This is a genomic window from Nocardia concava NBRC 100430 (assembly GCF_000308815.1).
Lineage (GTDB): Bacteria > Actinomycetota > Actinomycetes > Mycobacteriales > Mycobacteriaceae > Nocardia > Nocardia concava.
In genome coordinates, this window is sequence record NZ_BAFX01000002.1 from 25,183 (window position 1) to 51,094 (window position 25,912).

The 25,912-nt window shown below is 69.1% G+C and carries 27 protein-coding genes; 13 read left to right on the forward strand and 14 right to left on the reverse strand.

The window, feature by feature from the left end:
* Window positions 1-26: 26 nt before the first annotated feature.
* Window positions 27-671, forward strand: coding sequence for a TetR/AcrR family transcriptional regulator (locus tag ON43_RS00300; RefSeq protein WP_040802273.1), 645 nt, complete (start codon window positions 27-29; stop codon window positions 669-671).
* Here ON43_RS00300 and ON43_RS00305 read toward each other — a convergent pair.
* The 3 genes from ON43_RS00305 to ON43_RS00315 form a co-directional block, all read right to left on the reverse strand.
* Window positions 612-1,352 carry a TMEM165/GDT1 family protein gene (locus ON43_RS00305; protein ID WP_040802274.1) on the reverse strand — a complete coding sequence of 247 codons (741 nt, stop codon included), beginning with the start codon at window positions 1,350-1,352 and terminating at the stop codon, window positions 612-614. The genes ON43_RS00300 and ON43_RS00305 overlap by 60 nt on opposite strands.
* 295 nt (window positions 1,353-1,647) lie before the next feature.
* Window positions 1,648-2,169 (reverse strand): hypothetical protein, encoded by a 522-nt coding sequence (locus tag ON43_RS00310; RefSeq protein ID WP_040802276.1) that lies wholly within the window; start codon window positions 2,167-2,169, stop codon window positions 1,648-1,650.
* Between the two features lie 248 nt (window positions 2,170-2,417).
* Entirely contained in the window at window positions 2,418-3,041 is a 624-nt protein-coding gene (locus ON43_RS00315; RefSeq protein ID WP_040802278.1) for a superoxide dismutase, read from the reverse strand.
* A 195-nt stretch (window positions 3,042-3,236) separates the two neighbouring features.
* Here ON43_RS00315 and msrA point away from each other — a divergent pair, with 195 nt between their 5' ends.
* Window positions 3,237-3,917: a peptide-methionine (S)-S-oxide reductase MsrA gene (msrA, locus tag ON43_RS00320; protein WP_040802279.1), complete on the forward strand. Its 681-nt coding sequence runs from the start codon at window positions 3,237-3,239 to the stop codon at window positions 3,915-3,917.
* A 73-nt stretch (window positions 3,918-3,990) separates the two neighbouring features.
* Here msrA and ON43_RS00325 read toward each other — a convergent pair whose 3' ends face one another.
* Window positions 3,991-4,602, reverse strand: coding sequence for a hypothetical protein (locus ON43_RS00325; protein WP_040802281.1), 612 nt, complete (start codon window positions 4,600-4,602; stop codon window positions 3,991-3,993).
* Window positions 4,603-4,923: 321 nt separating this feature from the next.
* Here ON43_RS00325 and ON43_RS00330 point away from each other — a divergent pair, with 321 nt between their 5' ends.
* Genes ON43_RS00330 through ON43_RS00345 form a run of 4 tightly spaced genes read left to right on the forward strand, consistent with a single transcriptional unit; the run spans window position 4,924 to window position 8,142 of the window.
* On the forward strand, window positions 4,924-5,295 hold the full coding sequence (locus ON43_RS00330; protein WP_040802282.1) for a rhodanese-like domain-containing protein: 372 nt from the start codon (window positions 4,924-4,926) through the stop codon (window positions 5,293-5,295).
* Between the two features lie 18 nt (window positions 5,296-5,313).
* Entirely contained in the window at window positions 5,314-6,408 is a 1,095-nt protein-coding gene (locus ON43_RS00335) for a DUF4328 domain-containing protein (protein ID WP_040802283.1), read from the forward strand.
* Window positions 6,405-7,172: a glycerophosphodiester phosphodiesterase gene (locus ON43_RS00340; RefSeq protein ID WP_040802284.1), complete on the forward strand. Its 768-nt coding sequence runs from the start codon at window positions 6,405-6,407 to the stop codon at window positions 7,170-7,172. The genes ON43_RS00335 and ON43_RS00340 overlap by 4 nt, the downstream gene beginning before the upstream one ends.
* 52 nt (window positions 7,173-7,224) lie before the next feature.
* Complete coding sequence (locus ON43_RS00345) at window positions 7,225-8,142, forward strand: DUF5926 family protein (RefSeq protein WP_040802285.1); 918 nt, start codon at window positions 7,225-7,227, stop codon at window positions 8,140-8,142.
* Between the two features lie 289 nt (window positions 8,143-8,431).
* Here ON43_RS00345 and ON43_RS00350 read toward each other — a convergent pair whose 3' ends face one another.
* From ON43_RS00350 to ON43_RS00365, 4 genes are all read right to left on the reverse strand, one after another.
* On the reverse strand, window positions 8,432-8,980 hold the full coding sequence (locus ON43_RS00350; protein ID WP_040802286.1) for a ferritin: 549 nt from the start codon (window positions 8,978-8,980) through the stop codon (window positions 8,432-8,434).
* 105 nt (window positions 8,981-9,085) lie between these two features.
* Window positions 9,086-10,351 carry an LCP family protein gene (locus tag ON43_RS00355; protein ID WP_373283365.1) on the reverse strand — a complete coding sequence of 422 codons (1,266 nt, stop codon included), beginning with the start codon at window positions 10,349-10,351 and terminating at the stop codon, window positions 9,086-9,088.
* A 242-nt stretch (window positions 10,352-10,593) separates the two neighbouring features.
* On the reverse strand, window positions 10,594-11,388 hold the full coding sequence (locus ON43_RS00360; RefSeq protein WP_040802288.1) for a CPBP family intramembrane glutamic endopeptidase: 795 nt from the start codon (window positions 11,386-11,388) through the stop codon (window positions 10,594-10,596).
* A gap of 34 nt (window positions 11,389-11,422) precedes the next feature.
* Complete coding sequence (locus ON43_RS00365) at window positions 11,423-12,193, reverse strand: DUF2470 domain-containing protein (protein WP_040802289.1); 771 nt, start codon at window positions 12,191-12,193, stop codon at window positions 11,423-11,425.
* A 114-nt stretch (window positions 12,194-12,307) separates the two neighbouring features.
* Between ON43_RS00365 and ON43_RS00370 the strand changes: the two genes are divergently transcribed.
* The 3 genes from ON43_RS00370 (at window position 12,308) to ON43_RS00380 (ending at window position 14,385) form a co-directional block, all read left to right on the forward strand.
* Window positions 12,308-12,727 carry a hypothetical protein gene (locus tag ON43_RS00370; protein WP_040802337.1) on the forward strand — a complete coding sequence of 140 codons (420 nt, stop codon included), beginning with the start codon at window positions 12,308-12,310 and terminating at the stop codon, window positions 12,725-12,727.
* A gap of 81 nt (window positions 12,728-12,808) precedes the next feature.
* Window positions 12,809-13,726 (forward strand): prephenate dehydratase, encoded by a 918-nt coding sequence (gene pheA / locus ON43_RS00375; RefSeq protein ID WP_040802290.1) that lies wholly within the window; start codon window positions 12,809-12,811, stop codon window positions 13,724-13,726.
* The gene (locus ON43_RS00380) at window positions 13,723-14,385 is read left to right on the forward strand and encodes a histidine phosphatase family protein (protein ID WP_040802291.1); all 663 of its coding nucleotides are present in this window, start codon (window positions 13,723-13,725) and stop codon (window positions 14,383-14,385) included. The genes pheA and ON43_RS00380 overlap by 4 nt, the downstream gene beginning before the upstream one ends.
* Here ON43_RS00380 and ON43_RS00385 read toward each other — a convergent pair whose 3' ends face one another.
* The 6 genes from ON43_RS00385 to ON43_RS00410 form a co-directional block, all read right to left on the reverse strand.
* Window positions 14,386-15,204: an ESX secretion-associated protein EspG gene (locus tag ON43_RS00385; RefSeq protein WP_051177677.1), complete on the reverse strand. Its 819-nt coding sequence runs from the start codon at window positions 15,202-15,204 to the stop codon at window positions 14,386-14,388. It lies immediately after the preceding gene.
* Window positions 15,201-16,394 (reverse strand): PPE domain-containing protein, encoded by a 1,194-nt coding sequence (locus ON43_RS00390; protein WP_040802292.1) that lies wholly within the window; start codon window positions 16,392-16,394, stop codon window positions 15,201-15,203. The genes ON43_RS00385 and ON43_RS00390 overlap by 4 nt, the downstream gene beginning before the upstream one ends.
* A gap of 15 nt (window positions 16,395-16,409) precedes the next feature.
* The gene (locus ON43_RS00395) at window positions 16,410-16,721 is read right to left on the reverse strand and encodes a PE domain-containing protein (RefSeq protein WP_040802293.1); all 312 of its coding nucleotides are present in this window, start codon (window positions 16,719-16,721) and stop codon (window positions 16,410-16,412) included.
* A gap of 81 nt (window positions 16,722-16,802) precedes the next feature.
* Complete coding sequence (locus tag ON43_RS00400) at window positions 16,803-17,156, reverse strand: metallopeptidase family protein (protein ID WP_040802294.1); 354 nt, start codon at window positions 17,154-17,156, stop codon at window positions 16,803-16,805.
* A gap of 20 nt (window positions 17,157-17,176) precedes the next feature.
* Window positions 17,177-18,340 (reverse strand): septum formation family protein, encoded by a 1,164-nt coding sequence (locus ON43_RS00405; protein WP_245568415.1) that lies wholly within the window; start codon window positions 18,338-18,340, stop codon window positions 17,177-17,179.
* 168 nt (window positions 18,341-18,508) lie between these two features.
* Window positions 18,509-20,098, reverse strand: coding sequence for a GMC family oxidoreductase (locus ON43_RS00410; protein WP_040802296.1), 1,590 nt, complete (start codon window positions 20,096-20,098; stop codon window positions 18,509-18,511).
* Window positions 20,099-20,248: 150 nt separating this feature from the next.
* Between ON43_RS00410 and serS the strand changes: the two genes are divergently transcribed.
* From serS to ON43_RS00430, 4 genes are all read left to right on the forward strand, one after another.
* Complete coding sequence (gene serS / locus ON43_RS00415) at window positions 20,249-21,508, forward strand: serine--tRNA ligase (RefSeq protein WP_040802297.1); 1,260 nt, start codon at window positions 20,249-20,251, stop codon at window positions 21,506-21,508.
* Between the two features lie 75 nt (window positions 21,509-21,583).
* Window positions 21,584-23,452: a putative bifunctional diguanylate cyclase/phosphodiesterase gene (locus ON43_RS00420; RefSeq protein WP_245568416.1), complete on the forward strand. Its 1,869-nt coding sequence runs from the start codon at window positions 21,584-21,586 to the stop codon at window positions 23,450-23,452.
* 106 nt (window positions 23,453-23,558) lie between these two features.
* Window positions 23,559-24,836, forward strand: coding sequence for an MFS transporter (locus ON43_RS00425; protein ID WP_051177683.1), 1,278 nt, complete (start codon window positions 23,559-23,561; stop codon window positions 24,834-24,836).
* 49 nt (window positions 24,837-24,885) lie between these two features.
* Entirely contained in the window at window positions 24,886-25,851 is a 966-nt protein-coding gene (locus tag ON43_RS00430; RefSeq protein ID WP_040802341.1) for a DMT family transporter, read from the forward strand.
* Window positions 25,852-25,912: the final 61 nt, after the last annotated feature.

Sequence of the window (25,912 nt, forward strand, 5' to 3'; positions counted from 1 at the left end):
ACGCACCGGCCAACGGAGTCCCGCACATGACCGATTCGGCAACCCGCCAACTGCCCCGCGGCCGCCACGGCCTGCCCCGTGAGACCGTGGTCGCCGCCCAGCGCGACCGCATCCTGCTCGCCATGGCCGAGTCGATGGCCGAGAACGGTTATGTCGGAACGCCGGTGGCCGCGGTCATCAAGCGGGCCGGCGTCTCCCGCGAGACCTTCTACGAGCAATTCCGTTCCAAGGAGGACTGTTTCGAGGCCGCCTACGAGCGCGCCGCGGAACTCATGCTGACCGGCATCCTGACCGCCACCGGCGCGGAGTTCGACGGCGAGACCCGCACCGAGCGCATCGAACGCGTGCTCGGCGCGTACCTGGAGGCGCTGGCCGGCCAACCCGCCTACGCCCGTTTGTTTCTCGTCGAGGTCTACGCGGTCGGCCCGGAGGCGATCGCGCGGCGCACGCAGTTGCAGGAGACCTTCGTGGCCATGGTCGCCGATGTGCTCGGTGCCGAAACCGAACCGCAGCGCTTCGCCTGTCAGACCCTGGTCGCGGCCCTGAGCGCCATGGTCACCGCGCGCATCGCGGTCGGTGACCTGGACGGCCTGCGGGAATTGCGGGAGCCGCTACTGGACCTCGTGCGGCGCAGCGGAGAACTGTTCGGCAACACCGTGCTCGGCGACTGACGGCTGTACCTCGGCCCGGCGGCGCAGCACCAGCAGCACCGCTCCGGCGAGCGCGGGCAGCGCCAGCGACACCACGGCCGCGACCGGGGTGCTCAGGCCGTGCGCGAAGGCCTCGAGCAGGGTCAGCGCGCCGAAGTACAGGAACAGCAGGCCCGAGCAGACGGCGATGAGCCGCTCCGGAATGTGCTTGCCGATGGTCACGCCGATCAGGATGGCCAGCCCGCCCGCGGCCACCATGCCCGCGACCGACCCGATCCACACCGCGACCCAGCTCTTCTCGGTGGCCAGGGCCATGGTGGCGAACATGGTGCGGTCGCCCAGCTCGGCCAGCAGGAACGCCGACAGCACCACCAGGAACGCATTACGGGACTTGGACTGCGGCGCAATCTCTTCCGCGCCGTCGGTGGCGTTCGACGGTAAGGTCTCGCGCAGCGTCCACAGACCCACACCGATGAGAGTGGCGGCGGCGCAGAGGGAAATGACTCCGGTCGGCAGGGCCGCGCCGAGGAAGTGGCCGACGCCGACGGCGATGAGATTGACCAGCACGCTCGCGACGGTGATGGCGGACAGCACCACCCACCAGCGGTAGCGCAGCGCGAAGGTCAGCGCCATGAGTTGCGATTTATCGCCCAGTTCGGCGAGAAAGAGCACGCCGAAGCTCAGCAATATCGTGGCGATCATGAATCGTCAGCTCCCAGGTCTCCGGCCTGCCGACTGAATGCGGGGGTGCGCTTCAGCCGACACCGCACCGGTAATCGGTTTGGTTCGTATCGGCCGAAGGTCTCGCCCACCGGAGGTCTTCCGGTTCACGCGCCGGACCCGGGAAGGATCAGTATGTCGACGGCGTGATTGGGGGCTACTCCCCTTCGCTCGGGGCCACTCTACTCCGGCAAACCGGGCGCGTGCAAACGACTGTCGCCCAAATCGCAATGCGCGCAATAAGTTTGGCGAAGCTGCCGAAAGGTTTCGGTTACCCTTACGCGGCCAGCAGCATGGCCAGAACCGCGGTGTCGGGATCACTGATCGGATCCACCCCGACCCGCGAAACCATGGAGGTCACCGTCCCGTCGCTGTCGGTTTCCACCCACGCCGCCCGATGTTCGAGTCCCAGGTGCGGCAGCCCCGGCAGCAGCAGGCAGCCCGAGGCCGCGCCCGCGCACTCGGGTAGCGAGGGTTGCGTCTCGCGCGGCGGATGCAGCATGAGCAACGCCGGTGGCACATGTCCGGCAAACATGCCGGGCTGCAAGCCTTCCGAGCCCAGCACAGTGCCCTCCGCGATCACCAGCCCCACCATCGCCGGATCAGGATCATCGGGGAGTTCCTCCCGCGCCCCGAACACCGTGGACGTCGGCAACAGCCCGGGCATGCTCGCCACCCGTACCGCGAGCACCAGCACCTGTGCCCATTCCTTGGTCGACTCCGGCCATCGCCCGGAGATCACGAATCCCTGCAGCGAACCGCGCGCGTGGAACGGCATGACACCGATCTGACCACCCATGATGTGCCCTCCCGAACTCGAACCGGGGGCGGCTGTGCCCGTGCTGCTGTTGGGATACCCAGGTTGTACCAGAACTGAACTGGCACACAAGTACCAATGACTGCTAGCACCCGCCCTGCCGAAATGCGAAAGACCCGCGAACCATTCGGTTCGCGGGTCTCAGGCGTACGGACCCCGGCGATCGGGGGTTCGGGGGCTGCGTCCCCGAATCCCCCTTCGGGGTCGTGGGGGCACGGCCCCCACCGGCATCAGCCGAAGATCAGGCCCTTGCCCTGGTTGACGGCCTTGCCGTAGCGGTCCTGGATTTCGGCCCAGTTGACCACGTTCCAGAAAGCCTTGACGTAGTCCGCCTTGACGTTCTTGTACTGCAGGTAGAAGGCGTGCTCCCACATGTCCAGGCCCAGCAGCGGGATGATGCCCAGCGGCACGTTGCCCTGCTGATCGGTCAGCTGGAAGGTGAGCAGCTTGTTGCCCAGGGTGTCGTAGCCCAGCCACGCCCAGCCCGAGCCCTGCAGGCCGTTGGCGGCCGCCGAGAACTGCGCGACGAACTTGTCGAAGGAGCCGAACTCCTCGTCGATGGCCGAGGCCAGGTCGCCGACCGGCTTGTCGCCGCCGTCCTTGGACAGGCTCTTCCACCAGATGGAGTGGTTGACGTGGCCGCCGAGGTGGAACGCGAGGTTCTTCTCGTTCAGGAAGATGGCGGCGTGGTCGTCCTTGGCGCGCGCCTCCTCCAGCTTCTCGAGGGCGGCGTTGACGCCGGCCACGTAGGCGGCGTGGTGCTTGGTGTGGTGGATCTCGTTGATCTGCCCGGAGATGAAGGGCTCCAGGGCCGAGTAGTCGTAATCGAGTTCAGGCAGCGTGTAAACAGCCACGATGTCCCTTTCAGTGTCGGGGCCGTGTGCCCTCGGCATGGTCCGAGGCGCACCCAACCATCATTCGTACACCCGCTCGTCTGCAACCGGGCTGCGCGCCCCCACATTCCGGCGGATGTATATCTTTCCCAACCTTTGGAATCCCGGCGATCGCAACATCGCCGCCGCTTCCGCCGGGTCCCGTAGCATCGAGTCATGTCGTGGTACGACGAGTTCGTTGGACGTTTGCGACTACCGGAACCGACCATGGTGACCGCCGAGCAAGCCCTGCCCGGCCGCTCCGAGCCCCTGGTGGTCCCCGAGCAGCACTACCTCAACGGGCATCCCCTCAAACCGCCGTTCCCCGACGGTATGCGGCTCGCGGTGGTGGCCATGGGCTGCTTCTGGGGCGCGGAGAAGGGGTACTGGGACCTCGACGGCGTGTACAGCACCGCGGTCGGCTACGCGGGCGGATACACCCCGAATCCGACCTACGAGGAAACCTGCTCGGGCCGCACCGGGCACACCGAATCCGTGCTGGTGGTTTTCGATCCACAGGTCATCGACTATCCCGGAGTCCTGAAGCAGTTCTGGGAGAACCACGATCCGACCCAGGGCATGCGACAGGGCAACGACCGCGGCACGCAATACCGGTCGGCCGTCTACACCTTCGACGACGAGCAGCTGAAGGTCGCCGAGGAGACCCGTGGCATCTACCAGGAACGGTTGACCGCGGCCGGATTCGGTGCGATCACCACCGAGATCGCCCCGCTGCCCGACCTTTCCGCGTTCTTCTACGCCGAGGGTTACCACCAGCAGTACCTGGCCAAGAACCCCGGCGGCTACTGCCCGGACCACGGAACCGGAGTCAGCTGCCCGATCGGTTTGGGCGCGTAGGTCCTTCGATCACCGCATTCGAAAGGGGTTCCGGGACAAAGTCCCCGAACCCCTTCTTGCCGTCAGCCGACCGCTACAGCGGCGGCACCACATCCGGACGCTGGGTGCGCGGGTCGCCCGCGTCGTGCGCCTGCCACCAGCGGACACCGCCGTCGATGAACTGCTGCAACGGAATCGGATTGCCCTGTTTGTCGGTCACCTCGACGCCGTTGAACCACACGCGCACATCGAGTTCGCGCGGGTCGATGCCCTCCTCCTGGGAGAACTCCATCATGTGCTCGCCGGGGACGTCGCTCAGCTCGGTGTCGAAGCTGAGCAGTTTGCGCCACTGGCTCCAGGAGCTGTCGCTCAGGTCGAGGAAGTCCCAGCCGTGCAGCGCGCCGCCGCCGAAGCTGCTGACCGCGTCGTGCAGGCCGTCCAGGGTGAGCGGCAGCACAACCGGCTCGAGGTCGTCCCAGCGCTGGCGGCGCAGCGAGCACGCGACCCGGCTGACCCCGGTGAGGGTCAGGTAGATGTCGCAGTCCTCGGGTGGCGGACCGTCCTCGGGCAGGGTCAGCACGTCGAGTTCCAGCCGTAGCGTGCCGGCCGCCGTGTCGACGTCGATGCCGAGGCAGGTCGCCTCCGACAGCGCGAGGTTGAGTCCCTTGATGTCCAGGCCGTCGAGTAGCCCCCTGCTCACAGTCATAGCGCCAGGCTACCGATCTTGCCTGGCCGAGCCCAGGATTTCCCTTTTTCGGTAGTGTTGTCGTTTTTTTCCGATCCGAACGGAACCGCGGGCTCACCTGCGGCGTCACACTGTAAGGGCCTTCTGGGACAGAGGGCCTCGGTCGGCCGCTCCGGAACGGGGAGGGGACTTCCGGAACGGCCGACCGGATGAAAAATCGGTCGAACCGGTCGGCTGTCAACCTGTGGATCAGGTTGTGGATTATGTGGATAACTCCCGAAACCAACCCTGCGCAGGTACGGAACTCCACCGCCCTCGCGCGCGCGTGGCAGGATCGAAACCGTGAGCAACCCCGATGTGCCCTCGGTGCCGATCGACGCGGTGCCGGCGGAATTCGACGCCGCGGACGGCTGGGGTTCGACCGCGCCCGCGCCCGCCCAGCTCCTCGACGTCCGCGAGGACGACGAATGGCAGCTCGGCCGCGCGCCCGGCGCCCTGCACATCCCCATCACCGAGGTGCCCGCCCGGCTCGACGAATTGGATATCGACGCCGAGATCTACGTGATCTGCCGGCAGGGCGGCCGATCCATCACGGTGGTGCAGTACCTGAACCAGATCGGCTACGAGGCCGTCAATGTCTCGGGTGGCATGGTGGCCTGGCAGCAGACCGGACGGCCGCTCACCGGTGACGGTCCCGAGGCGAAGATCTACTAGGCGCGGAGAGGTGGAGCGATGAACGGGGGACAGGTGCGATCGCGATCCACCGTCGTGCAGCCGTGCGCCCGCTGCGGCGCGCGCTGGGCGGTCCAGGGCAAACCGCTGCACTGGTGCCCGCGCTGCCACGGCGTGCTGCTCTCGCCCGCGCCCGTCGACGCGCCCGCCGACCGCCGCAACTATCGCTGGGTGGCCCGCCCGCCCGGCCGGAAATCGGCTGCCGCGCAGCAGCCCGTCCGGCGGCCGCCCGCCGAAACGCCGCGCTACCACCAGATTCCGCAGTGGGGCCTGCACGATCGGCCGCCGGTCGAGGCCGCCGCGCCGCGCCGCCCGCTGGCCGCGCTCAGCGATCGGGTCTCGGTACTGCTGCTCGGCACCGCCGGTGTCTTCGTGCTGGCCGCTCTCACCGAACTGGGCCGCTACGGCATCCTGCTACGCAATCGCACCCGGCTGATCCAGCCGTGGCTGCTGTGGATTTCCGATGCCGCCGTGACCGTTTCGACGATCGTCGCCATGGCGCTGGCGCTGGTGGCCGCGGTGGCGCTGGTCGGCTGGCTGACCGAGACCCGCCGCGCCGCGTACGCGGACCTGGGGGAGACCGATCCGCGGTCGCTGCGCGCGCTGGTGCTGGGTTGTGTTGTGCCGGTGGTGAATCTGGTGTGGCCCGGGGTGTTCCTGACCGAGGCGGCCCGGCTGCGCATCGCGGCGGGCGCGGATCCGCGGCTGCTGCGCGCGGTCCGGATCTGGTGGGGCGCTTGGCTGCTCGACGCCGTCCTGGTGGTGGTGTCGGTGTGCTACCGGTTCGCGTCCTCGCTGCAGGTGCAGGCCGACGGGGTGCTGGTGAGCCTGTGGACGGATCTGGTGGCGGCGGCCGTCGCGGTCGCCTCGCTGGTCCTGGTGCGCGCGTTCGCGGGCCTGGACGCGCTGGGCCGTCCGAAGCCGATGCGGCGCTGGGTGATCGCCACCGCGCCCGCGCACCCGGTGATCGAGCCGGTGCGGCCGCAGACCGCGCAGTCTGCCGAGCGCGCGCCGGTGGCCGCGGTCGGCAATGATGAGGTCACCGCGCCCGGCGGGACGCCGGAGGCAGAGCAACAGGAGGTATTGGCGAAGTGAGCCGGGCCAGTCGTGCGCCGTTCGTGGTCGCGCACCGGGGGGCGTCGGCGGCGCGACCCGAACACACGCTCGCCGCATACGATCTCGCCCTGCAGGAGGGTGCGGACGGCGTCGAATGCGATATCCGCCTGACCCGCGACGGGCAGCTGGTCTGCGTGCACGACCGCACCGTGGACCGCACCTCGAGCGGTACGGGCGCGGTCAGCGAACTGACCCTCGAGGAGCTGAAGGCGCTGAACTTCGGCACCGACGCCGAGCCCGAGGGCGTGCTCACCCTGGCCGAGCTCATCGAGCTGGTGCTGGACTGGAAGAGCCGTCCCACCAAGCTCTTCATCGAGACCAAGCATCCGGTCCGCTACGGCGCGCAGGTGGAGGCCGCGCTGCTGGAGGAGCTCAATCGCTTCGGCATCGGCGCGCCCGCCTCGGCGGATCATTCACGCGCGGTGGTCATGTCGTTCGCGGCGACCGCGGTCTGGCGCATCCGCCGCGCGGCCCCGCTGCTGCCCACGGTGCTGCTGGGCGAATCCTCGCTCTACCTCTCCGGCGGCGCGGCCGGCACGGTCGGCGCGACCGCCATCGGTCCCTCGGTCCGCACCCTGCGCGAGCATCCGGACCTGGTCGACAAGGCCGCCGCCGCGGGCCGCGCCACCTACGTCTGGACCTGCGACGATCCCGAGGACGTCCAGCTCTGCGCCGACCTCGGGGTGGACTGGGTCGCCACCAACTACCCGGCCCGCACCAAAGCCGTTCTCACCACGGCGTAAATCCCCCGCGCCGTCGCGGGCCGCCATCGCGCACCCTGTAGGTTTTCCACTCATGGGTAAGAGCAAGCGCAACAGTCCCAAGCCGGACAGCAATCGGGCGCAGAAGCTGGCCGCCCGCCGCGAGGCCCAGCAGGCGGCCGCGCAGGCCGTGACGCGGCCCTTCGAGGGCCTGGCCGCCGAATGCGATCTGGTCGCGCTGCGGGAGTTCGTGCCGTCGGCGACCGCGACGCTGAAGCTGTCGCCGAATGTCGCCGCCGAGCGCGCGGTCACCCTCGCCACGGTGCTGCCGGGCGCGGTCGCCGCGCTGGTGCGGGCCGGTGACGAGCCGGTCGGCTTCGTCGGCACGCAGGTGCAGTTCCAGTCCGCCGATCCGGCCGCCGATCTGGCCGCCGCCATTCTGTGGACCCAGGCCGCCGCGCCGGGCGAATCGCTGAACAGCGCGGAGACCGAAGGCGCGCCGCGACTTTCGGAGGTGCTGGACCCGGGCGCCGCCCTGGACCTGACCGTCCACCAGGACTTCAACTGGTGGGTGCCGGAGGGCGTCACCCCGGACCCGCAGGTGGCCGCGACCATCGAGCAGGCCAACCAGGCGATCATGCCGTCGGCGCGGCTGGAGCTGGGCGCGGACGCCATCGGCGCGGCCTGGTGGGTGGACGCCGGCGAGAAGGCGCACATCCGCTGGGTGCGGCCCGAGGACGAGGATCAGCTGATGCTGGCGCTGGCGCGCCTGCACGCGGCCGGTGACCTGAACCTGGGCGAGGGTTCGCGGTTCGCGGGCTCGTTCCGCACGCACGGCCTGCTGGTGCCGGTCTTCGACCTGGACCCGGAGAAGCACGCCAGCGAATGGGAGACTCCCGCACGCGAATTCGGCGCGAAGCTGGCCGCGGCGCTGAAGACCGACGCCCCGCTGACCTCCGAGGAGCGGCGCTCGCGCGACGGTCTGCGCTCGCGCCAGGTCACCCTGCGCTGAGCATCGGGCCGGGAAACTTCCCGGCCCGAATTTTCTGGAAAACGACTGTTTCAGTCTGAGTGCTCGGTTACGTTCTCCTCATCCTGAAGTTCAGATGAGGAGAATTACCTTGGATGCCATTCTGTCCCTGGTGAAGTCGATGTTCAGCACGTTGTCCGCCAGCATTTCCGCGAACTCCACCGGCCACCTCGACGTGCCGGTGAAGTAAGGGAAAGGCGGGTAGACAACACACCGAGCACATGCGAAAGGCCCGGTCCAGCGCAAGGGACCGGGCCTTTCGTGATCGCTTTTAGAGCGAGCCACCCGCGGCGTGCGGGGCGCCCGAGGCGTCCTTGGGGCCGCTCATTTCGCGCTGCACGAAATTCTCCAGATCGAACAGGTTCGCGCTCGCCCGCTCGGCGACGGTGAGCAGCGTCTTCATGGTCGCGACCTCTTCGACCTGCTCCTTGAGGAACCACTGCACGAACTGCTCGCCCTGGTAGTCGCCCTCTTCCCGGGCGGTCTTGGCGAGCTGGATGATCTGCTCGGTGACCGCCTGCTCCTGCGCGAGTGCCAGCGCGATGGGCTCCTTGGCGTTCGCGAATTGCGAAGTGGCGGCCTCGATCCCGGGCATTTCGACGGCGATGTCCTGATCGATCAGATACTGCGCGATCATCATCGCGTGATTGCGCTCTTCGACGGCCTGCTTGTAGAAATACTTGGCCAGGACCGGAAGATCGGCATTGTCGAACCACATCGCCACCGCGATGTACTGATGTTCGGCACTGAATTCGTTGCGGATCTGATCCTGCAGCAGGGCCTGAAACTTGCTGCGCTTGGTCTGGGTTCGGGTGGACATGCGGAAGACATTAATCCTGGTCATACCGCGTGTCATCCAAGTGCAACCTTATTGAGCACAGCCTAATTGAGGCAAGTATTGCCTAATTCCTGACCAACTTTCGAGCTAACTTCCGACGGTCGTGATCAAGTCCTGCGGCAGCTGTTGATCCTTGGCCAGTGTCTCGAAGAACGCGCTCGCGCGGGTCTTGTCCCAGAGCAGCACATTGCCGCTGCCGGAGACATCCTCGAACCCGCCGATGGGCACCGTGGTGGCGATCGGATCGCCGTTCAACGCCCGGCCCAGGCCGACCAGATTCCAGATGTGCGCGCCATCGTCGACCTTGAGCGCGCTGGTCAGATCCCGGATCAGCGGCCAGGACCGGAACGGGTTGGCCAGGGTCGCCGGGCTGGCGGCCTTCTTCAGCAAGGCGCTCAGGAACTTTCGCTGATTGAGCATGCGATCCAGGTCGGCGCGCGGGGTGGCGCGCGAGCGCACGAAGCCCAGCGCCTCCGGGCCGGTCAGGGTCTGGCAACCCGCGGGCAGGTCGATGCCGGCCAGCGGATCCTTCATGGGCGTGTCCAGGCACATCTCGATACCGCCGACCGCGTCGACGATATTGGCGAACCCGCCGAATCCGATCTGCGCGTAATGGTCGATGCGCAGCCCGGTCGCGCCCTCCACGGTCTTGACCAGCAGTTGCGGGCCGCCGCTGGCGAAGGCCGCGTTGAGCTTGTCCTTGCCGACGCCCGGAATGCTGACATAGGAGTCGCGCGGCAGGCTGACCAGCGTCGGCCGCCCCGACTTGGGGATGTGCACCAGGATGATGGTGTCGGTGCGCTCGCCCTCGACATCGGAGGAGTCGCCGGTGGACAGCTCCTGTTCCTGATCCTTGGACAGTCCGGAGCGGCTGTCGGATCCGACCAGAAGCCAATTCGTTCCGGGCGTGTCGCCGACCCGGCCCGAATAGTTCGCGAGCGCGTCGATCCGGGTGAGGTGGGTGTCCACGTAGATGGCCGCCGCGATCGGCAGCAGGATCAGCACCAGCAGCAGCGACAGGATCCAGCGGAACCAGTGCCGCTTCTTGCGCGGGCGGGAGCCGCGCGGCGGGCGGTCACCGCCACCGCCGCCCCGGCGCCGACCCGGAGGCAGCGGCGGCGGGGGAGTGCGGGGCGGTTCGTCGTGGAAGGGCTCCGGTTCCTGGGTGGGCGCGTAGCCCATGGCGGCGGCCGCCGGTTCCCGGACCGGTACTCGATTGCCTTGCGGCGGAACCCGGTTGCCCGGCGGCCGATTCGGCGGTACGGGTCGCCGAGGCGGCGGCGCGGCGTTCCGGGGCGGCGGAACCTGGGAATACGCCAGGGCCGGGCCGCCGGATTCATTGCGTCGGATCACCTGGGTTGGTTCCACGCCGGGTCTCTCGCCGTTAACGGGAGAGCCGTCCATGGGCGGCCGGTGAGACGAAGATCTCTGCGGTTGCCCGGGATTCGCCATGGGTCGCTGCGGGTGCGCCGGGGGCTCACCGGGGCGTCCCGGCGGCGGCTCCCGGCGCATCCGTGCAAAGTGCTGGGGGTCGTCGCCGTTCATCAAGGGAAACAGTACCGACCGCAGCGTCCGCGTGGCTCGTTCCGATTGGATTACGGCAGCCAGGAGACGTGTCCGCGCAGGAAGGTGTAGCCGATGTAGGCGATCGTGTCGATGAGCGCGTGCGCCAGCAGCAGCGGCCAGATCCGGTTGGTGCGCTGCCAGAACCGGCCGAAGATCAACCCCATCACCAGGTTTCCGAGCCCGCCGCCCAGACCCTGGTAGAGGTGATAGCTGCCACGCAGCAGCGCCGAGGCCAGCAGCGAGCGATTCTCGGTCCAGCCCAGCGCCCGCAGCCGGGTGATGAGATAGGCGACGACCAGGATCTCCTCCGCCGCCGAGTTGGCCCACGCGGACAGCACCAGCACCGGTAGTCGCCACCAGTGCTGCAGCGAAGCCGGCACGATGGTGACGCTGACCCCCAGCGCGTGGGCGACCAAATACAGTCCGAGCCCGGGGATTCCGATCACCGCGGCGAGCACCAGGCCCGGCAGCACGTCGGCGCGCCACCGCAGCCGCCGCACCAGCCCGATCGCCGCGGGCCCGATCCCGCTGCGCCACAACAGATACAGCCCCAGCGCCGCCCATCCGAGCAGCCGGGCCACACCCAGCAGCTGGAACAGCAGGTCGATGGTCGACTGCGCGGCCCGCGAGGGGTTCAGCGCGACCGTCTGCCCGCCCACGCCGCCGGGCGAGAGCGCGCTCTCCAGCAGGGACAGCGCGGCATTGGCCCCGCTCAGCCCGAAGGTGACGACCAGCACCACCGCGATCTCGAGTTTGATCGCCCGTCGTCCCCGCTCGGACGATTCGGGCGCGGGCCACACGGGCGCGGGATCAGCCGAAACCATGCCCGCCAATCTAGGCGGGGCGTGCGGAGATTCGTCAGATGCGGTGCACGCCACCGCGGAAGGGATTGCCCGCCAGGGCGTGCACGGCGCGGCTGAGGGATTCGAGGTCGTCGGCGGGGTGCTCGAAGGGGATGCGGACGTCGTGGTCGGCGTCGATGGCCTCGACCCGGAGGGTGACGCCGTAGCGGTCGATGGCCAGCGGATGGATGAGCGCGCCGCGGCGCAGCGCGTGCGGCAGGCGGCGGGCCAGCCGGTCCACCACGTCGGCGTGGTCGGCCTGAAGGTGTTGCAGCCAGCCCGCTTCCATGGCGCAGAACGGGTCGGGCCGGGCGTCGCGCAGCCGGTCACGGTCGACCGCGTCGGCCCCGGAGGTGTCGGCGACCACCGCGGAGTCGATGACCAGGCGCAGCAGGGTCGCGGTGTGGCCGACGTCGAGCAGCGCCGGGTGCGGGTGGTCCGCGGCGACCGCGCCGGCCAGTGCGCGCTGGGCGTGTGAGGGGACGGTGTGTGCCCAGCCGCGCAGCCAGACCAGGGCGCGGACGCGTTCGCGCAGGTTCAGCGGGGCCTGGTCGGTGAGTTCCAGCACCGCGGGGGATCCGTTGGTGCCGCAGCCGAGGACGAGTCCGGCAGCGGTGGAGTTCATCGGCACCGCGACCACGATGTCGCCGCACTGCCGCAGCAGATGCACCGAGGTGGGCACGGGGTCGAGGCCGGGCAGCGCCAGCATCGCGCTCTCGGCGTGCGCGCAGGCGCTGTGCACGCGTTCGGCGGTTGTGGGTGCGACGACCTGGGCCGCGGGTGGCATACACACCTCCGGAATTGGAATTAGGTAAACCTAAGCTAAGTGACGGGGATCGCTTGCGCAAGCGCTACGCGGGTGCCGGTCGGGAGCCGCCGCGCCGATCGCTACCGTGAAGGCGTGCCGCACGATTCGTCCCCCGCGCCCGAGCCGGTCGCGCTCACCCTGTCCGTTCCGCCGCGCCCGGCGCGCGGCCTCGCCGAGGGCCTGGTCCGCCCGGCCACCGCCGATCCGGGGGTCGAGGTGCTGGACATGGGCATCGACGACGAGGCCATTTCCGAGTTCCTGGTGCGAATCGTGCACGGCGACAGCGGTTTCGTGGCCCGCGCCGAGTCCGGTGACCGTGCCCTGGCCGCGATCGCCGCGACCGTCGCCGCGCTGATCGGCGACGACATCCGGGCCGCGCTCGCCACCCCGGATCTCGCGTTCCTCACCGGTCTGAAGCCGCCCGCGGTCGAGGCCTTCCGAGATGTGCTGCTGGCCATCGAAACCCAGGACCCCGCGGCGATCACCGCGGCGCTGGCGGTGCTCGGCGGTTGATCGCCCGGTCGGGGGCGCGAAGTTACCCGGGAGTTGGCCAAAGCGGGGGGTGACCGCGCGCACGCAAGTAATGTCGTAATCGTGCCGCGCATCGCCTACATGGGGCCGTCGGGAACGTTCACTGAGATGGCCCTCGCCAAGCTGGAGCCCACCGGAGTATTCGATGGGCCGGTCGAGCGTGTCCCGGCCCCGAGCCAGGGCGCGGCCATCGAACTGGTGCGTGCCGGTAAGGCCGAGGGCGCGGTGGTGCCGATCGAGAGCTCGGTCGAGGGCTCGATCGCGCCGACCCTGGACGCGCTGGCCATCGGCCCGCGGCTGCAGATCGTGGCCGAGACCGATCTGGATGTGGCCTTCACGATCGTGGGCCGCCCCGGCATCGCGCTCGAGGAGGTCCGGCGCATCGCGGCGTATCCGATCGCGGCCGCGCAGGTGCGCATGTGGCTGGCGGTCAACATGCCGCTGGCCGAGATGTACACCTCGACCTCGAACGCCGCCGCCGCGGAGGATGTCGTGGCCGGGCATGCCGAGGCCGCCGTCTCCACCTCGCTGGCGGGGCAGCGCCTCGGTCTGGCCACCCTGGCCGACGGCGTGGCCGACGTGGATCAGGCGGTGACCCGGTTCGTGCTGGTCACCACGCCGGGCCCCGCGCCCGCCCGCACCGGGACCGACCGCACCTCCATCGTGCTCGAGCTCGCCAACGAGCCCGGCTCGCTCATGCGCGCCTTCGCCGAATTCGCCACCCGCGGTATCGATCTCACCCGCATCGAGTCCCGCCCGACCCGAACCGGCATGGGCACCTACCGTTTCTACCTGGACTGCGTCGGACACGTCGACGACACCGCGGTGGCCGAGGCCCTGAAGGCATTGCACCGCACCGCCGCCCGGATCCGCTTCCTCGGTTCCTGGCCGGCGACCTCGGCCACCGGAACACCGCCGCCGCCGGACGCACCCGCCGCGGCCTGGCTGGCCGATCTGAAGAAGGGGGTGGCCGACCTGTGACCGGCAAACTCATCCTGGTCCGGCACGGCGAGACCGAAGGCAATGTCGCCAAGATCCTGGACACGCGCCTACCGGGCCTGCCGCTCACCGAACGCGGTGCGGCGCAGGCGAAGACCTTCGGCGCGAACCTGATCGCGCCCCCGCGGAAGTTGTTCTCCTCGGCGGCGCTACGTGCGAGACAGACGGGCGGCTATATCGAGGCCGCCACCGGCACGCCGCTCGAGGTGCTCGAGGACCTGCAGGAGGTCCAGCTCGGCGATCTCGAGGGCCTGAACACCAAGGCCGCGCACGAGGAATTCCAGAAGGTCTATCACGCATGGCATTTCGGTGAACTGAACCTGCGCGTGCCGGGCGGGGAATCGGGCGAGGACGTGCTCGCCCGCTACATCCCCGCGCTGCGCCGCATTCGCGACGAGTACCTGACCGATCCGGATGCCGGTGATGTCATCCTGGTCAGCCACGGCGCCGCCATGCGCCTGGTGTCGCGTGAACTGACCGGTGTGCCAAGGCTTTTCGCGGCCAACAATCACTTGGACAATACCGAGACCATCGAGTTGCTGCCGTTCGAGAACGATCTCTGGGAGTGCACCCGCTGGGGTCGCTATCTCCCGCCCTTCGCCGGTGAGATCGAGCCAACCGGCGACGACCCCATGGGCTGATCAGGAATTCGGGAATTCCGTTCGCTGCGGCAGGGATTCGAACAGGTGCTGCAGGGCCGAACGGAAGCGGGCCGGGGTGCCGCTCGCGAACGACGTCCACCTGGTGCCGTCGTCGGCGCGGGTGGTGATGGCCAGGAAGCGGCCGTGCCGGGTGTTGTACACGGCGATATGGTTGTCGGCGACGTCGCGGGAGCCGTCCCCGTAGAGCACGCCGACGATCTCCGCGTGCGAATCCACCTGCACCAGAGCGGAGGCGATGGCCTGCGCGTCGCGGGCCGGACTGCACACCTTGGTCAGCCGCGCGGCCGTGGTCGCGGCATCGCCCGCATCGTCGAAGATCGGGACCAGATCCTCGGTGGGCGCGTTCATTCCGGCCAGTTCCAGCGGTTCGGCCGGACCCAGCGCGGCCAGCACGGTGCCCGCGAGGTCATGGCTCGCCTCGTCGATCACATAGGAGGCCGGGCCGCGCAGCGCCACCACTTCGAAGTCGTCGCCCTTGGCCAGGCAGAACCGGTTGACCTGGCCCCCGACATACCAGCGCACGGCCAGCACCCAGTGCGGCCGGTAGAGCACCCGAAGCCGTTCGGCCAGTTCCGGATGCACCTGATCGTCGGTGAGCAGTTCGCGTTCGGTCAGCGCCGTCGCCGCGGCGGCCATGGCGGCGTCGTGCTCGGCGGCAGTGTCGTAGCGGCCCATGGCATTCAACACGGTGGGCAGCTCGTCGATCTCCAATGTCTCCTGGAGATACTGCATTTCGTCCAGCGACAGCGTCACCGAACGCAGCAGCGAGGGCCCGCGCCCCGCGCCGAGGACGGTCACCGGTCGGCCAGCGGATCGCCGCCGATGACGGCGGGTGCGATGACCCGGCCGTCCGCGAACACCTCGGCCGAGAGGCCGTAATCGGCGCCGCGATGGGTCTCCTCCTCGTCGCTGCCCTGGCTGCCGAGCAGCGGGCTGGTGCCCGAGGAGCGGACCGGGCTGGTGGAGGCGGGAGCGGTGGCCACGGTCACCGGTTCGGCCACGGGTGCGACGGGAGCCGTTGCGCCACCGGCGTTTCCGACACTTCCGAGACCCGCGCCCCAGCCGTCCGGCAGCCGCAGCGTGCCGCCGCCATTGCCGATGTTCACGGAGGTGCCGACGCCGTTGTAGGACACGGCCTGGGTGGCCAGCGCCGCACCGCCCGCGCCGAAGGCCGCGGCGCCCGCGCCCGCCGCCACCGGCATGCCCGCACCGGACAGGGCCGGAGCCTGGGTGACCGCGTTCGCGATGGCCGTAACCGCCGTGCTCGCAACGTTTCCCGCACTGGAGACACCGCTGGTGACCACGGTCCCCGCCACCTGCGCGACCTGCGAGAGGGCACTGGTGACGGCCGGGTTCTGGGCGAGTGCCGCGGCCGCGCCGAGCGCCGCCTGAATCGGATCGCTGCTGTTGCCGAAGGCGTCGCCGCCCGCGTTGGCCGACCCCGCGCCCATGGCGATGGCGGGCGGCATGAGGAACTGGCCGGGCGTCATCACCATCAAACTCGTTGCGGCCTCATAGGTTTCCATCACCAGGGCGGCCCGGATGTCGAGCGCGACCTTGGCGGCCTCGGCCGCCTCCGCGGTGCCGTTGAGCGCGCCGCCGGTGGAGTAGGCCGCCACGCGCGCGGCGTCGACGGCCGCGATCTCGGGCAGGCTCGGCATGGCGATCGACGCCACGGTGTAGGCGGTGGCGTTGGCGGCGGCCTTGCCCGCCATCACGCCGGCCATGACGGCCTGTTGTTCGGCCCAGCCGGTGAAGACGCCGAGGCGGGCCAGCACATTGAGACCGTTCAGGCCCTCGAGCCCGACGCCGATCTCGGCCATCACCCGCGCGACCGTGGTGGTGGCGTCGACCCAGGAGGCGGTGAGCGCGCTCCAGGCGGTGTTGGCGGCCATCAGCGGAATGGCGTGCGTGCCGGCATTGAGCGAGACGGAATTCAGTTCGGCCATGCGGGGCAGCCAGAACACCCCGGTGATTCCCAGCGTCATGCGTGCGTTCCCCTTCTACACCTGGATGGCGGCGATACCGGCGGCGCGCAAGGCGTCCTGGGCCAGGTATTGCGCCAGCTGGCTGCGCAGGGTGGCGGCGGCGTGATGCAGCTCGAGAATGCCCTGGGCGACGGAGTGGTCGTGGGTGAAGGCCGCGTTGTTGAAATGCGCTGCGGCCAGGAAGGACACCTCTTCGGTGCCGGAGGGGAGCACGTGGGTCGCCGCGGCGGTCGCGCTCGCGGCGGCGGCCAGGCGTTCGGCGAGCAGGTCGAGTTCGAGGGCGGCCGCGAGGATCACCTCGGGCTGCACCAGGACATGGCCAACCATTGATCGGGCTCCCTTCTACGTTCCACCCCGGTTATGAAGATTGGACGCAGAGGTTTGCTGATCGGTTCCCAGCGCCGCTGTTCAGCCCCATCCCAGCTGATGGAGGCGGTCGTCGTCAATCCCGAAATAGTGCGCGATCTCGTGAACGACTGTGATTGAAACCTCTTCGACCACCTCTTCTTCGCTGTGGCACATCTCGAGGATGGCCTCGCGATAGATGGTGATCGTGTCGGGTAATGCGCCCCCGTAGTGGCTGAAGTCCCGATCGGTGAGGGCGATGCCGTGATAGAGACCGAGCAGGTGAGGATCCTCGTCGCTGCGCGGCTCGATGAGAATCACCACATTGTCGATCGCCTGTGACAACTTCGGCGGAATCAGGTCGAGGGCATCCCCGACCAGTTCCTCGAAGCGCTCATCGGACATGGAGACGGACATGTGTGTTCGCTATCGCCGACTCAGCGTGGCTGGGGGATAGCCGGAGGGTTCGCGCCGGGCAGCGGCGGCGGGGTGTAGCGGCCGCTGTTGGGCGGCGGCACCGGGGCCTGGCCGTCGATCTGGATGTCGCCCTTGGCCGATCCGGTGATGGTGGCGAAGCCCTCCTGATCCGCGCCCTTGCCGACCATGCAGTTGAGGCTGCGGGAACCGGCCAGCCAGCTGCGGGTGTCGAGGGCGTCCCAGAACAGGGTGAGGGTCTTGTTGCGCAGCGCGTCGGGGGAGCCGAGGTAGTCGGCGGCGTCCTTGGCGCACTGGTCTTCCATGAACTTGTCCTGATCGTCCTTCGACGGCGGGCCGCCGTTGAAGTGCGAGGCCAGGTCCACGGTGGAGACGATCTCGAAGGCGTGCGGCTGGGTGCAGTCGACCGGATCGGTCGGCAGGTTCGACTTGATGCCGATGCAGGTGCCGATGTCGTAGACCTTCGACTGGTTGATGTCGCGCACGCTGCCGGTGATCGGTTTGGTGGCGATGCCCTGGCTGCCGGAGACCTGCAGGCCGCAGCGCAGCGTGCGCTCGCCCGCCTTCCAGCCCGCCTCACCCGGATTGATCAGGCCGACAACGAATTTGCCGCGCGGGTCCAGGCGGCCGCCGAGGTATTCCTGGGCCGCGCTGACGCAGTGCTCGTCGCGCAGTTCGGAGAAGCGCAGCGAATCCGGGAAGCGGGAGCCCGGCCCGAACTCCTTGCCCGGGTACTTGCTCAGGTCGATGTCCGCGGTGACCTCGAACAGGTGCTTGCTGGCGCAGTCGACCTTGGTGAGGTCGCTGGCATTGGCCTTGGACCAGCTCAGGCAGTCGCCCTCCTTGGCGGTGCCGAAGGCCGCGCCCGCGACCGCGCCGGTGGGCTGTGCGGCCCCCGGTGCGTGCGCCTTCACCCGATTGGAGTCGAAGCCGTTGGAGACGAACATGGTGATGAGCACGGCCAGCGTGACGCCGACCGCCATCGCCAGCAGACCCCACCGCACGGTGGACGCCGAGAGCGGACCGCTGCGGTCCAGCTTGGATTCCACCGCGCGGAACGGTGTCAGCAATCGATCCAGCGCCGTCGGCTTGCGACGGTTGGGCGGCCCGGAGCGCGACGGAGACGGTTGCGCGGGCCACTGCGGAGGCATCTTTTGCTCAGGCATCGCGGTCCATCATTGCAGCGCCCACCCACCCCCGCCATGAACAACCACCCTTCCAGCCGATCTTCGCACCCCCCACCCCCGTCATTCCGGCGCGCTTTTGGCCGGAATCCACCCTGGCCGCTGTGGATCCCGGCCAAAAGCATGCCGGGATGACGAGTGGTGCTGCGCTTACGAGGCGATCAGATCCGCCGCCTTCTCGCCGATCAGCACCGCGGGTGCGTGGGTGTGGCCGCGGGTGATCACCGGCATGACCGAGGTGTCGGCGACGCGCAACCCTTCGATACCGCGTACGCGCAGTTGCGGATCCACCACGCTGGTCTCGTCCTTGCCCATGGCACAGGTGCCGACCGGGTGGTACAGCGTGTGCGAATGGTCCTCGAGGCAGCGCCGGAGCACCTCCTCCATCGGGGTGTCCGACGGGACGGCGGGCTGCATGAGTTCGCCGATGTGCTCCTTCATCGAAGGCTGGTGCGCCAGTTCGACACACTGGCGCAGGCCCGCGAGCAGGGCTGCGCGGTCGGCGGGTTCGGCGCAGTAGCGCGGGTTGATGCGCGGCGCGGTGAACGGGTCGGGGGAGGTGAGGGTGATGCTGCCGATCGATTCCGGTTTGAGCAGCACCGCCGCGAAGGTCAGCGCGTGCCCGTCCGGATCGCCCAGGCCCTCCGCGATATACGGCGCGGGCCCGAAGATGAGTTCGAGGTCGGGCAGCTCGAGCTCCTCACGGCTGCGCGTGAATCCGTACGCCTCACCGATGTTCGAGGTCAGCTGCCCGCGCCGCAACACCAGGTAGTTGGCGAGTTCGAGCAGGTTCTTGTCCGCGCCGAAGAGGCTGCCCGCGCGGGTGCGGTAGACGATGGGCGCGGCCAGATGGTCGCGCAGGCCGCGGCCGACCTCCGGCAGATCCTGCACCACCGGAATGCCGAGCTCCTGCAGCCGATGTCCGTCGCCGATGCCCGAGAGCATCAGCAGCTGCGGGCTGTTGATGGCCCCGCCGGACAGCACGATCTCCCGCTTGGCGGTGATCTGCTTGGTCTCCCCGCCGATCCGGAATTCCACCCCGATCGCCCGCTTGCCCTCGAACAGGATCTTGGTGGCGTGGGCGTCGGTGATGACGCTGATATTGCGCCCGGCCTGCCGCGCGGGCCGCAGGTAGGCGTCGGCGGTGCTCCAGCGCGCGCCGCGCTTCTGATTCACCATGGTCTGCGAGAAGCCTTGCGGCCGGTCCTGATTCGCGCGCTCCACCGGGTACCCGGCCTCGGCGGCGGCCTGCAGGTAGGTGTGGGTGAGCGGGCGCGGGCTGCGCTGGCGGGAGATGTGCAGCGGCCCCTTGCGGCCCTCGCCGGGTTCGGTCGTCTCCTCGACGGCCTCCATCTTCTGGAAGTAGGGCAGCACCTGCTCGAAGGACCATTCCGGTCCGGCGTAGCGGCTCCACTCGTCGTAGTCGGCGGCGAAGCCGCGCACCCACATCATGGCGTTCATGGAGGAGGAGCCGCCGAGCATCTTGCCGCGCGGCCAGTACACCTTGCGGTCGCTGAGCTCGGGCTGCGGTTCGGTGCGGTAGTTCCAGTCGTTGGGGCCCTGGAAGAGCTGGTTGAACGCGGCCGGGATGTGCGCGAACTTGTCCTTGTCCTCACCGCCCGCCTCCAGGACCACGACACTGACGCCGGGCCTCTCGCTCAAGCGTGCGGCCACTGCGGCCCCCGCCGATCCGGCTCCGATGACAATGAAATCGGCCGTGTGCGGGGTGTATTGGGGCATGGTGACTCCTCGTCAAAGACCACGGCGGAGCCGCTGCCGGACTCCCTGCCGTCCCATGCGGCTAACCCTAGGTTGGAAATCGCCCGGTCGTGGGGCGGATGGCCGGACCTATCCGAAATCGGGTAGCGGCCGCCGGATAGGCTGAGCTGCATGATCGACCTTCGATTCCTGCGGGAAAACCCGGAAGCGGTTCGTGCGTCGCAGCGTGCTCGCGGTGAGGACCCGTCTCTGGTGGACACCCTGCTCGAGGCGGATGCCGCCCGTCGCGCCGCGGTCGCGACGGCCGACAATCTGCGCGCCGAGCAGAAGGCGCTGGGCAAGAAGGTCGGCAAGGCTTCCCCGGAGGAGCGCGCGGAACTGCTGAAGCAGGGCCAGGAGCTCTCGGCGAAGGTGAAGGAGGCCGAGGCCGCCGAGAGCACCGCCGACGCCGATATGGTCGCCGCCCAGCGCGCGCTGTCGAATGTCGTGCAGGAGGGCGCGCCCGCGGGCGGCGAGGACGACTACATCGTGCTCGAGCATGTCGGCACCCCGCGCGAATTCGACTTCGAGCCCAAGGACCACCTGGACCTGGGTGAGTCGCTGGCCCTGATCGATATGGAACGCGGCGCGAAGGTCTCGGGTTCGCGCTTCTACTTCCTGACCGGCTACGGCGCGCTGCTGCAGCTGGGCCTGTTGCAGTTGGCCGCGCAGAAGGCCACCGCCAACGGCTTCACCATGATGATCCCGCCGGTGCTGGTGCGCCCGGAGGTCATGCAGGGCACCGGCTTCCTGGGCCAGCACGCCGCCGAGGTCTATCACCTGGAGGAGGACGACCTGTACCTGGTCGGCACCTCGGAGGTGCCGCTGGCGGGCTATCACTCGGGCGAGATCCTGGATCTGAGCGCGGGCCCCAAGCGCTACGCGGGCTGGTCGTCGTGCTTCCGCCGCGAGGCGGGCAGCTACGGCAAGGACACCCGCGGCATCATTCGCGTGCACCAGTTCGACAAGGTGGAGATGTTCGTCTACACCACGCCGGAGCAGGCCGATGCCGAGCACAAGCGGCTGCTGGCCTGGGAGCAGGACATGCTGGCCGCCATCGAGGTGCCCTACCGCGTCATCGATGTGGCCGCGGGCGATCTGGGCTCCTCGGCGGCGCGCAAATTCGATTGTGAGGCTTGGGTTCCCACGCAGCAGACCTACCGCGAACTCACCTCGACCTCGAATTGCACCACCTTCCAGGCGCGTCGGCTCAATGTCCGGTACCGCGACGAGAACGGCAAGCCGCAGATCGCCGCCACGCTGAACGGCACTTTGGCGACAACCCGGTGGATTGTCGCGTTGCTGGAAAACCATCAGCAAGCCGACGGTTCGGTGCGGGTGCCCGCTGCGCTGGTGCCTTTCGTCGGCACCGACGTGCTGAAGCCTCGCTGAGTATTCGCTACTCGGCGTGGCTTATTCCTTCGGTTGTGTCTACCGCTGGCAGGGGTTATGTCTAGGCTAGGCACCGTGCGAGGAATCGGGTCTCGCGGCGATACCCGAACCCGGGTGCGGGCGGCATCGGCGCTGGCGACGGCAATGGTCATGGCTCGGACCACCGGGGCGTTCTACGTCATGGGTGGGCTGCTGGGCTTGATCCTGACGGCGGTCGCCCCGGGGGATGAGGGCAATCGGCCGCTGGTGGGCGCGGCGGCGTTCGTGGCGCTGCTGCTGGGTATCAGCCTGCTCATCTGGGGTCCGCGCCTGCCGCATTCGGTGCATCACGCCTATGTGGCGACCGCGACCGTGCTGGTGACCGTTGCGGTGCACTGGTTTCCGAACACGGTGGGCGCGATCAGCCTGGCGGCGTTCTACGTGTTCGTGGCCTGTGATGCCGCCATCTTCTTCTCCTGGCGCTGGCTGGGCGCGCATCTGGCGTTCGCCATCGCCATGTGCCTGTGGGTGGTGCCCTCGCGCGGGCTGCCGTGGTGGTCGGGCATCATCCCGGCCGGTATCACCTTCGGAATCGGCATCGTGGTCGGCATTTTGACGCGCATGGCGTCGGACGCCGATATCGACGTGCTGACCGGTCTGCTGAATCGGCGCGGTTTCGACCGGGCGCTGAGTAATGCCATCGCGCACGCCACCCGCACCGGCCAGGGTCTGGCCCTGGTGCTGGTGGACCTGGACCGCTTCCAGAAGATCAACGATCACCTCGGCCACCGGGCGGGCGACGCCGTGCTGCAGCGAGTGGCCGACACCTGGTCGAAACTGCTTGCGCCGGAGCAGCGGCTGGCCCGCTACGGCGGTGACGCCTTCGCGCTGCTGCTGCCCGGCACCACCGAGCAGGCCGCCATCCTGCTGACCGAGGAGCTGCGCGCCGCCGTCACCACCGGCTGCTCGGCGGGTGTGACGTCCTGGCAGCCGGGCGAATCCGGGTCGCTGCTGGTGTCGCGCGCGGATGTGGGCCTGTATCGGGCCAAGCAGGCGGGCCGCAATCGCACGGTGCTGGAGTCCTCGCGGCAGCTGCCGCTGGCGGTGGAGCTGCGCGAGGCCATCGACCGCGGCACGCTGGACGTGCAGTACCAGCCGATCGTCTCGCTCTCCGACGGCGCGACCCGCGCGGTCGGCGTGGAAGCCTTGCTGCGCTGGTCTTCTCACGCGCAACCGGATGTGACCACCGAGGGCCTGATCCGCGTCGCCGAGGAATACGACCTCATCTCCGATCTGGACGAGCTGGTGTTGCGCCGCGCCTGCGCCGACGCCGCCCGGCTGCAGGAGACTTTCGCCCAGCTGGATCTGACGCTGAACGTGAATGTCAGCGGCCTGGAGCTGGCCGAAACCGAGTACGCCGACCGGGTTTCCGGCATTCTCACCGAAACCGGCTGGCCCGCCGAACAACTCGTGCTCGAGGTGACCGAGTCCGAGCTGGCCGCCGAATCCGAGACCGCCATCGCGAACCTGCACAAGCTGCGCGAGCGCGGCGTCCGCATCGCCATCGACGATTTCGGCACCGGCTACTCCTCGCTGTCGCGCCTGGCCACCCTGCCGTCGGACATCCTCAAGGTGGATCAGTCCTTCGTGGCGGCCATCCGCTCCGATTCGCCCGCCCCGCCGCTGCTGGGCGTCATCGCGGCGCTGAGCAAGTCGCTCGATCTGCAGGTCATCGCCGAGGGTGTGGAGACCGAGTACCAGGCGGCCGTGCTCACCGAGCTCGGCTTCGCGCTGGCGCAGGGCTACCACTACAGCGATTCGCATCCGGTGTCCGAGCTCATCAACGACCTCAATGACCGGCACGGGCTGGTCGGCGCGGCGCTCTCGGAGCGCGAGCCCTCCACCAATGGCTGGATCCCGCTGGATAATCCGCTTGACGGTGGTGCGCCCGGCGCGCAGAGTTGATCGCATGCGTCTGCTCGTTTACGCCTATTGATTCGTACTCCGTAGGGGAGTCTCCCGAGCCCGCCCCGTCAGTGCGGGCTCGACGCGTGCGCTCACCGCTTCGGCGGTGCTGTTCGCGTTCACCGCGGATCTGATTCCGTTCTATGCCCTCTACGCGCTGCTTTTCGCCGCGCACGGATTGAATGCGGCGCAGATTTCGTCGTTGTTCGCCATCTGGTCCGCGACCTCGTTCGTGCTGGAGATCCCGTCGGGCGCGTGGGCCGACACGGTTTCGCGACGAGGCTTGCTGATCCTGTCGGGTGCGCTGCTGGCGGCCGGGTTCCTGGCCTGGACGCTGTACCCGTCCTACCTGGGCTTCGCCGCGGGCTTCATCCTGTGGGGCACTTCGGGCTCGCTGCGTTCCGGCACGTTCGAGGCACTGATCTACGACGACCTAACCGCTCGCGCCGCGACTCGCACCTACCCGCGCCTGATGGGCTACACCCGTGCCGCCTCCGAATCCGCCGCGCTCGCGGGCATTCTCGCCGCGGCACCGCTGTACGCCTGGGGTGGGTACGCCCTCGTCGCCTGGTCGAGTGTGGGTATGGCGGCGCTGCACACGCTCGCGGCTGTCCTGTTGCCGAGTGCCCCGAAATCCGTCTCCGCGGCGGAGGTCGAGGATTTGGAGGAGGCCGACGCCGATGCGGAACCACCTGCGCCACAGCCGGATTCGCTCGGCTACCTCGACATGCTCCGGGCTGGACTGCGAGAAGCCATGCGCGTCCGCGTGATTCGCCGCGGCGTGGTGGTGGTCGCCCTGCTGAACGGTATGACCGCCTTCGACGAGTACTTCGCCCTGCTGGCCGACCACGCCGGTGCCGGTCCGGCCCTGGCGGCGATTCTGGTCGGCGTCACGGTGGCGGGCGCGCTGGCGGGTTCGCTGCTGGCGGGCCGCACCGCGGGCATGCGGACCGTGACCATGGCGGTGGCACTGACGGTGGCCGGTGTGCTGTTCATCGGCGGTGCCCTGGTGGCCGGATCGGCCGCACACCATCCGGCCGCGCTGTATGCGCTGACGGCCGTGGGCTTTTCGGCGGTGGGCATCGCCTACGGCATCGACTACAACGCCGACGTGATCGCCTCGGCTCGACTGCAGGACGCGATCGCGGGTCCGGCCCGGGCCACCGTGACCTCGGTCTCCGGTTTCCTCACCGAGGTGATGGCCCTGTTGGTCTTCGCCGTCGCGGCGGTGGCCTCGGCCTGGCTCGCCATCCCGGTAATGGTTGCCCTGCTGGGTATTCCGCTGCTGCTCGCCGCGGGACTGGTGCCGACCTGGCTGCCCCGGCCCGCGCCGGACCCGGACCCCGTGAGCGAACCCTCGGCCCCGGAGGCGGGCTCGCGCTGACCGCCGGGCAACGCGGGTAGGCGATCCGGCCAGTCGGTTGGGAGTGCCGGTGGCGGCCGTGGACAATCGGGCGGTGGCGGTGCGGCGGTGGCTGGGGTTGGTGTTCGGGGGTTCCATCGGCGCGGCCATTGCCGTCCAATCGCGGATCAATGGGGAGCTGGGGGCGCGGCTGGACGATGGGATCGCGGCGGCGACCATCAGTTTCGGCAGCGGACTGGTGCTGCTCGCCGTGGTGTTCGCGGCGAGCGCTCGCCTGCGGGCCGGGGTCGGGCGGGTGTGGGCCGCGCTGGCCGCGGGGGAGCTGCGGTGGTGGCAGCTGCTGGGCGGGCTGTCGGGTGGGTATTTCGTTGCCTGCCAGGGGCTTACCGTGGCGACCATCGGGGTCACGGCGTTCACGGTGGCGACGGTGGCCGGTCAGCTGGCGAGCAGTCTGGTGGTGGACCGGCTGGGCTGGGGGCCGGGCGGGCGCACCCGGGTGACGGCGTGGCGGATCGGTGCCGCGGGTTTGGGCCTGGTGGCCGTGCTGCTCGCAGTGGCGGGCCGCAACGGTGGCGGCTCCGGGCTCGCCGGGTCTTCCTCGGCCTCGGTGCTGTTGGTGGTGCTGCCGCTGGTGGCGGGCGTGCTGGTGGCCTGGCAGCAGGCGGTGAACGGCCGGGTGGGTGTGGTCGGCGGACCGCTGTCGGCGACGCTGGCCAACTTCGCGACGGGCACCGCGGCACTGGTCGTCATCGAGACGATCGTGGTGATCAGGCATGGCGGATTCGGGCCGCCGCCCACCGAACCGTGGTTGTATCTCGGTGGCCTGATCGGCATTTCGTTCGTCGCCCTGGCCGTCGTGGTGGTGCGATGGATCGGCGTGCTGCTGCTCGGCCTGACCTCGGTGGCCGGCCAGCTGCTCGCGTCGCTGCTACTGGATGCCGTCGCACCGAGCGGTTTCCGAGTCTCGGCGGCCACGTTGGTCGGCTGCGCGCTGACCTTCGTAGCGGTCGCGGTGGCCGCCCGCTCCCGCGGCTGAGCGCCCGGTCCCGCCTTTCGGGGCGTAGCGACCGGTCGCCTCTTATACCCGGCTGCGTGCG

Coding starts and splice junctions, on each gene's coding strand:
- ON43_RS00300 (WP_040802273.1), top strand. CDS start 27: ATGACCGATTCGGCAACCCGCCAACTGCCCCGCGGCCGCCACGGCCTG.
- ON43_RS00305 (WP_040802274.1), bottom strand. CDS start 1,352: ATGATCGCCACGATATTGCTGAGCTTCGGCGTGCTCTTTCTCGCCGAA.
- ON43_RS00310 (WP_040802276.1), bottom strand. CDS start 2,169: ATGGGTGGTCAGATCGGTGTCATGCCGTTCCACGCGCGCGGTTCGCTG.
- msrA (WP_040802279.1), top strand. CDS start 3,237: ATGTCGTGGTACGACGAGTTCGTTGGACGTTTGCGACTACCGGAACCG.
- ON43_RS00325 (WP_040802281.1), bottom strand. CDS start 4,602: ATGACTGTGAGCAGGGGGCTACTCGACGGCCTGGACATCAAGGGACTC.
- ON43_RS00335 (WP_040802283.1), top strand. CDS start 5,314: ATGAACGGGGGACAGGTGCGATCGCGATCCACCGTCGTGCAGCCGTGC.
- ON43_RS00345 (WP_040802285.1), top strand. CDS start 7,225: ATGGGTAAGAGCAAGCGCAACAGTCCCAAGCCGGACAGCAATCGGGCG.
- ON43_RS00350 (WP_040802286.1), bottom strand. CDS start 8,980: ATGTCCACCCGAACCCAGACCAAGCGCAGCAAGTTTCAGGCCCTGCTG.
- ON43_RS00360 (WP_040802288.1), bottom strand. CDS start 11,388: ATGGTTTCGGCTGATCCCGCGCCCGTGTGGCCCGCGCCCGAATCGTCC.
- ON43_RS00365 (WP_040802289.1), bottom strand. CDS start 12,193: ATGCCACCCGCGGCCCAGGTCGTCGCACCCACAACCGCCGAACGCGTG.
- ON43_RS00390 (WP_040802292.1), bottom strand. CDS start 16,394: ATGACGCTGGGAATCACCGGGGTGTTCTGGCTGCCCCGCATGGCCGAA.
- ON43_RS00395 (WP_040802293.1), bottom strand. CDS start 16,721: ATGGTTGGCCATGTCCTGGTGCAGCCCGAGGTGATCCTCGCGGCCGCC.
- ON43_RS00400 (WP_040802294.1), bottom strand. CDS start 17,156: ATGTCCGTCTCCATGTCCGATGAGCGCTTCGAGGAACTGGTCGGGGAT.
- ON43_RS00405 (WP_245568415.1), bottom strand. CDS start 18,340: ATGCCTGAGCAAAAGATGCCTCCGCAGTGGCCCGCGCAACCGTCTCCG.
- ON43_RS00410 (WP_040802296.1), bottom strand. CDS start 20,098: ATGCCCCAATACACCCCGCACACGGCCGATTTCATTGTCATCGGAGCC.
- serS (WP_040802297.1), top strand. CDS start 20,249: ATGATCGACCTTCGATTCCTGCGGGAAAACCCGGAAGCGGTTCGTGCG.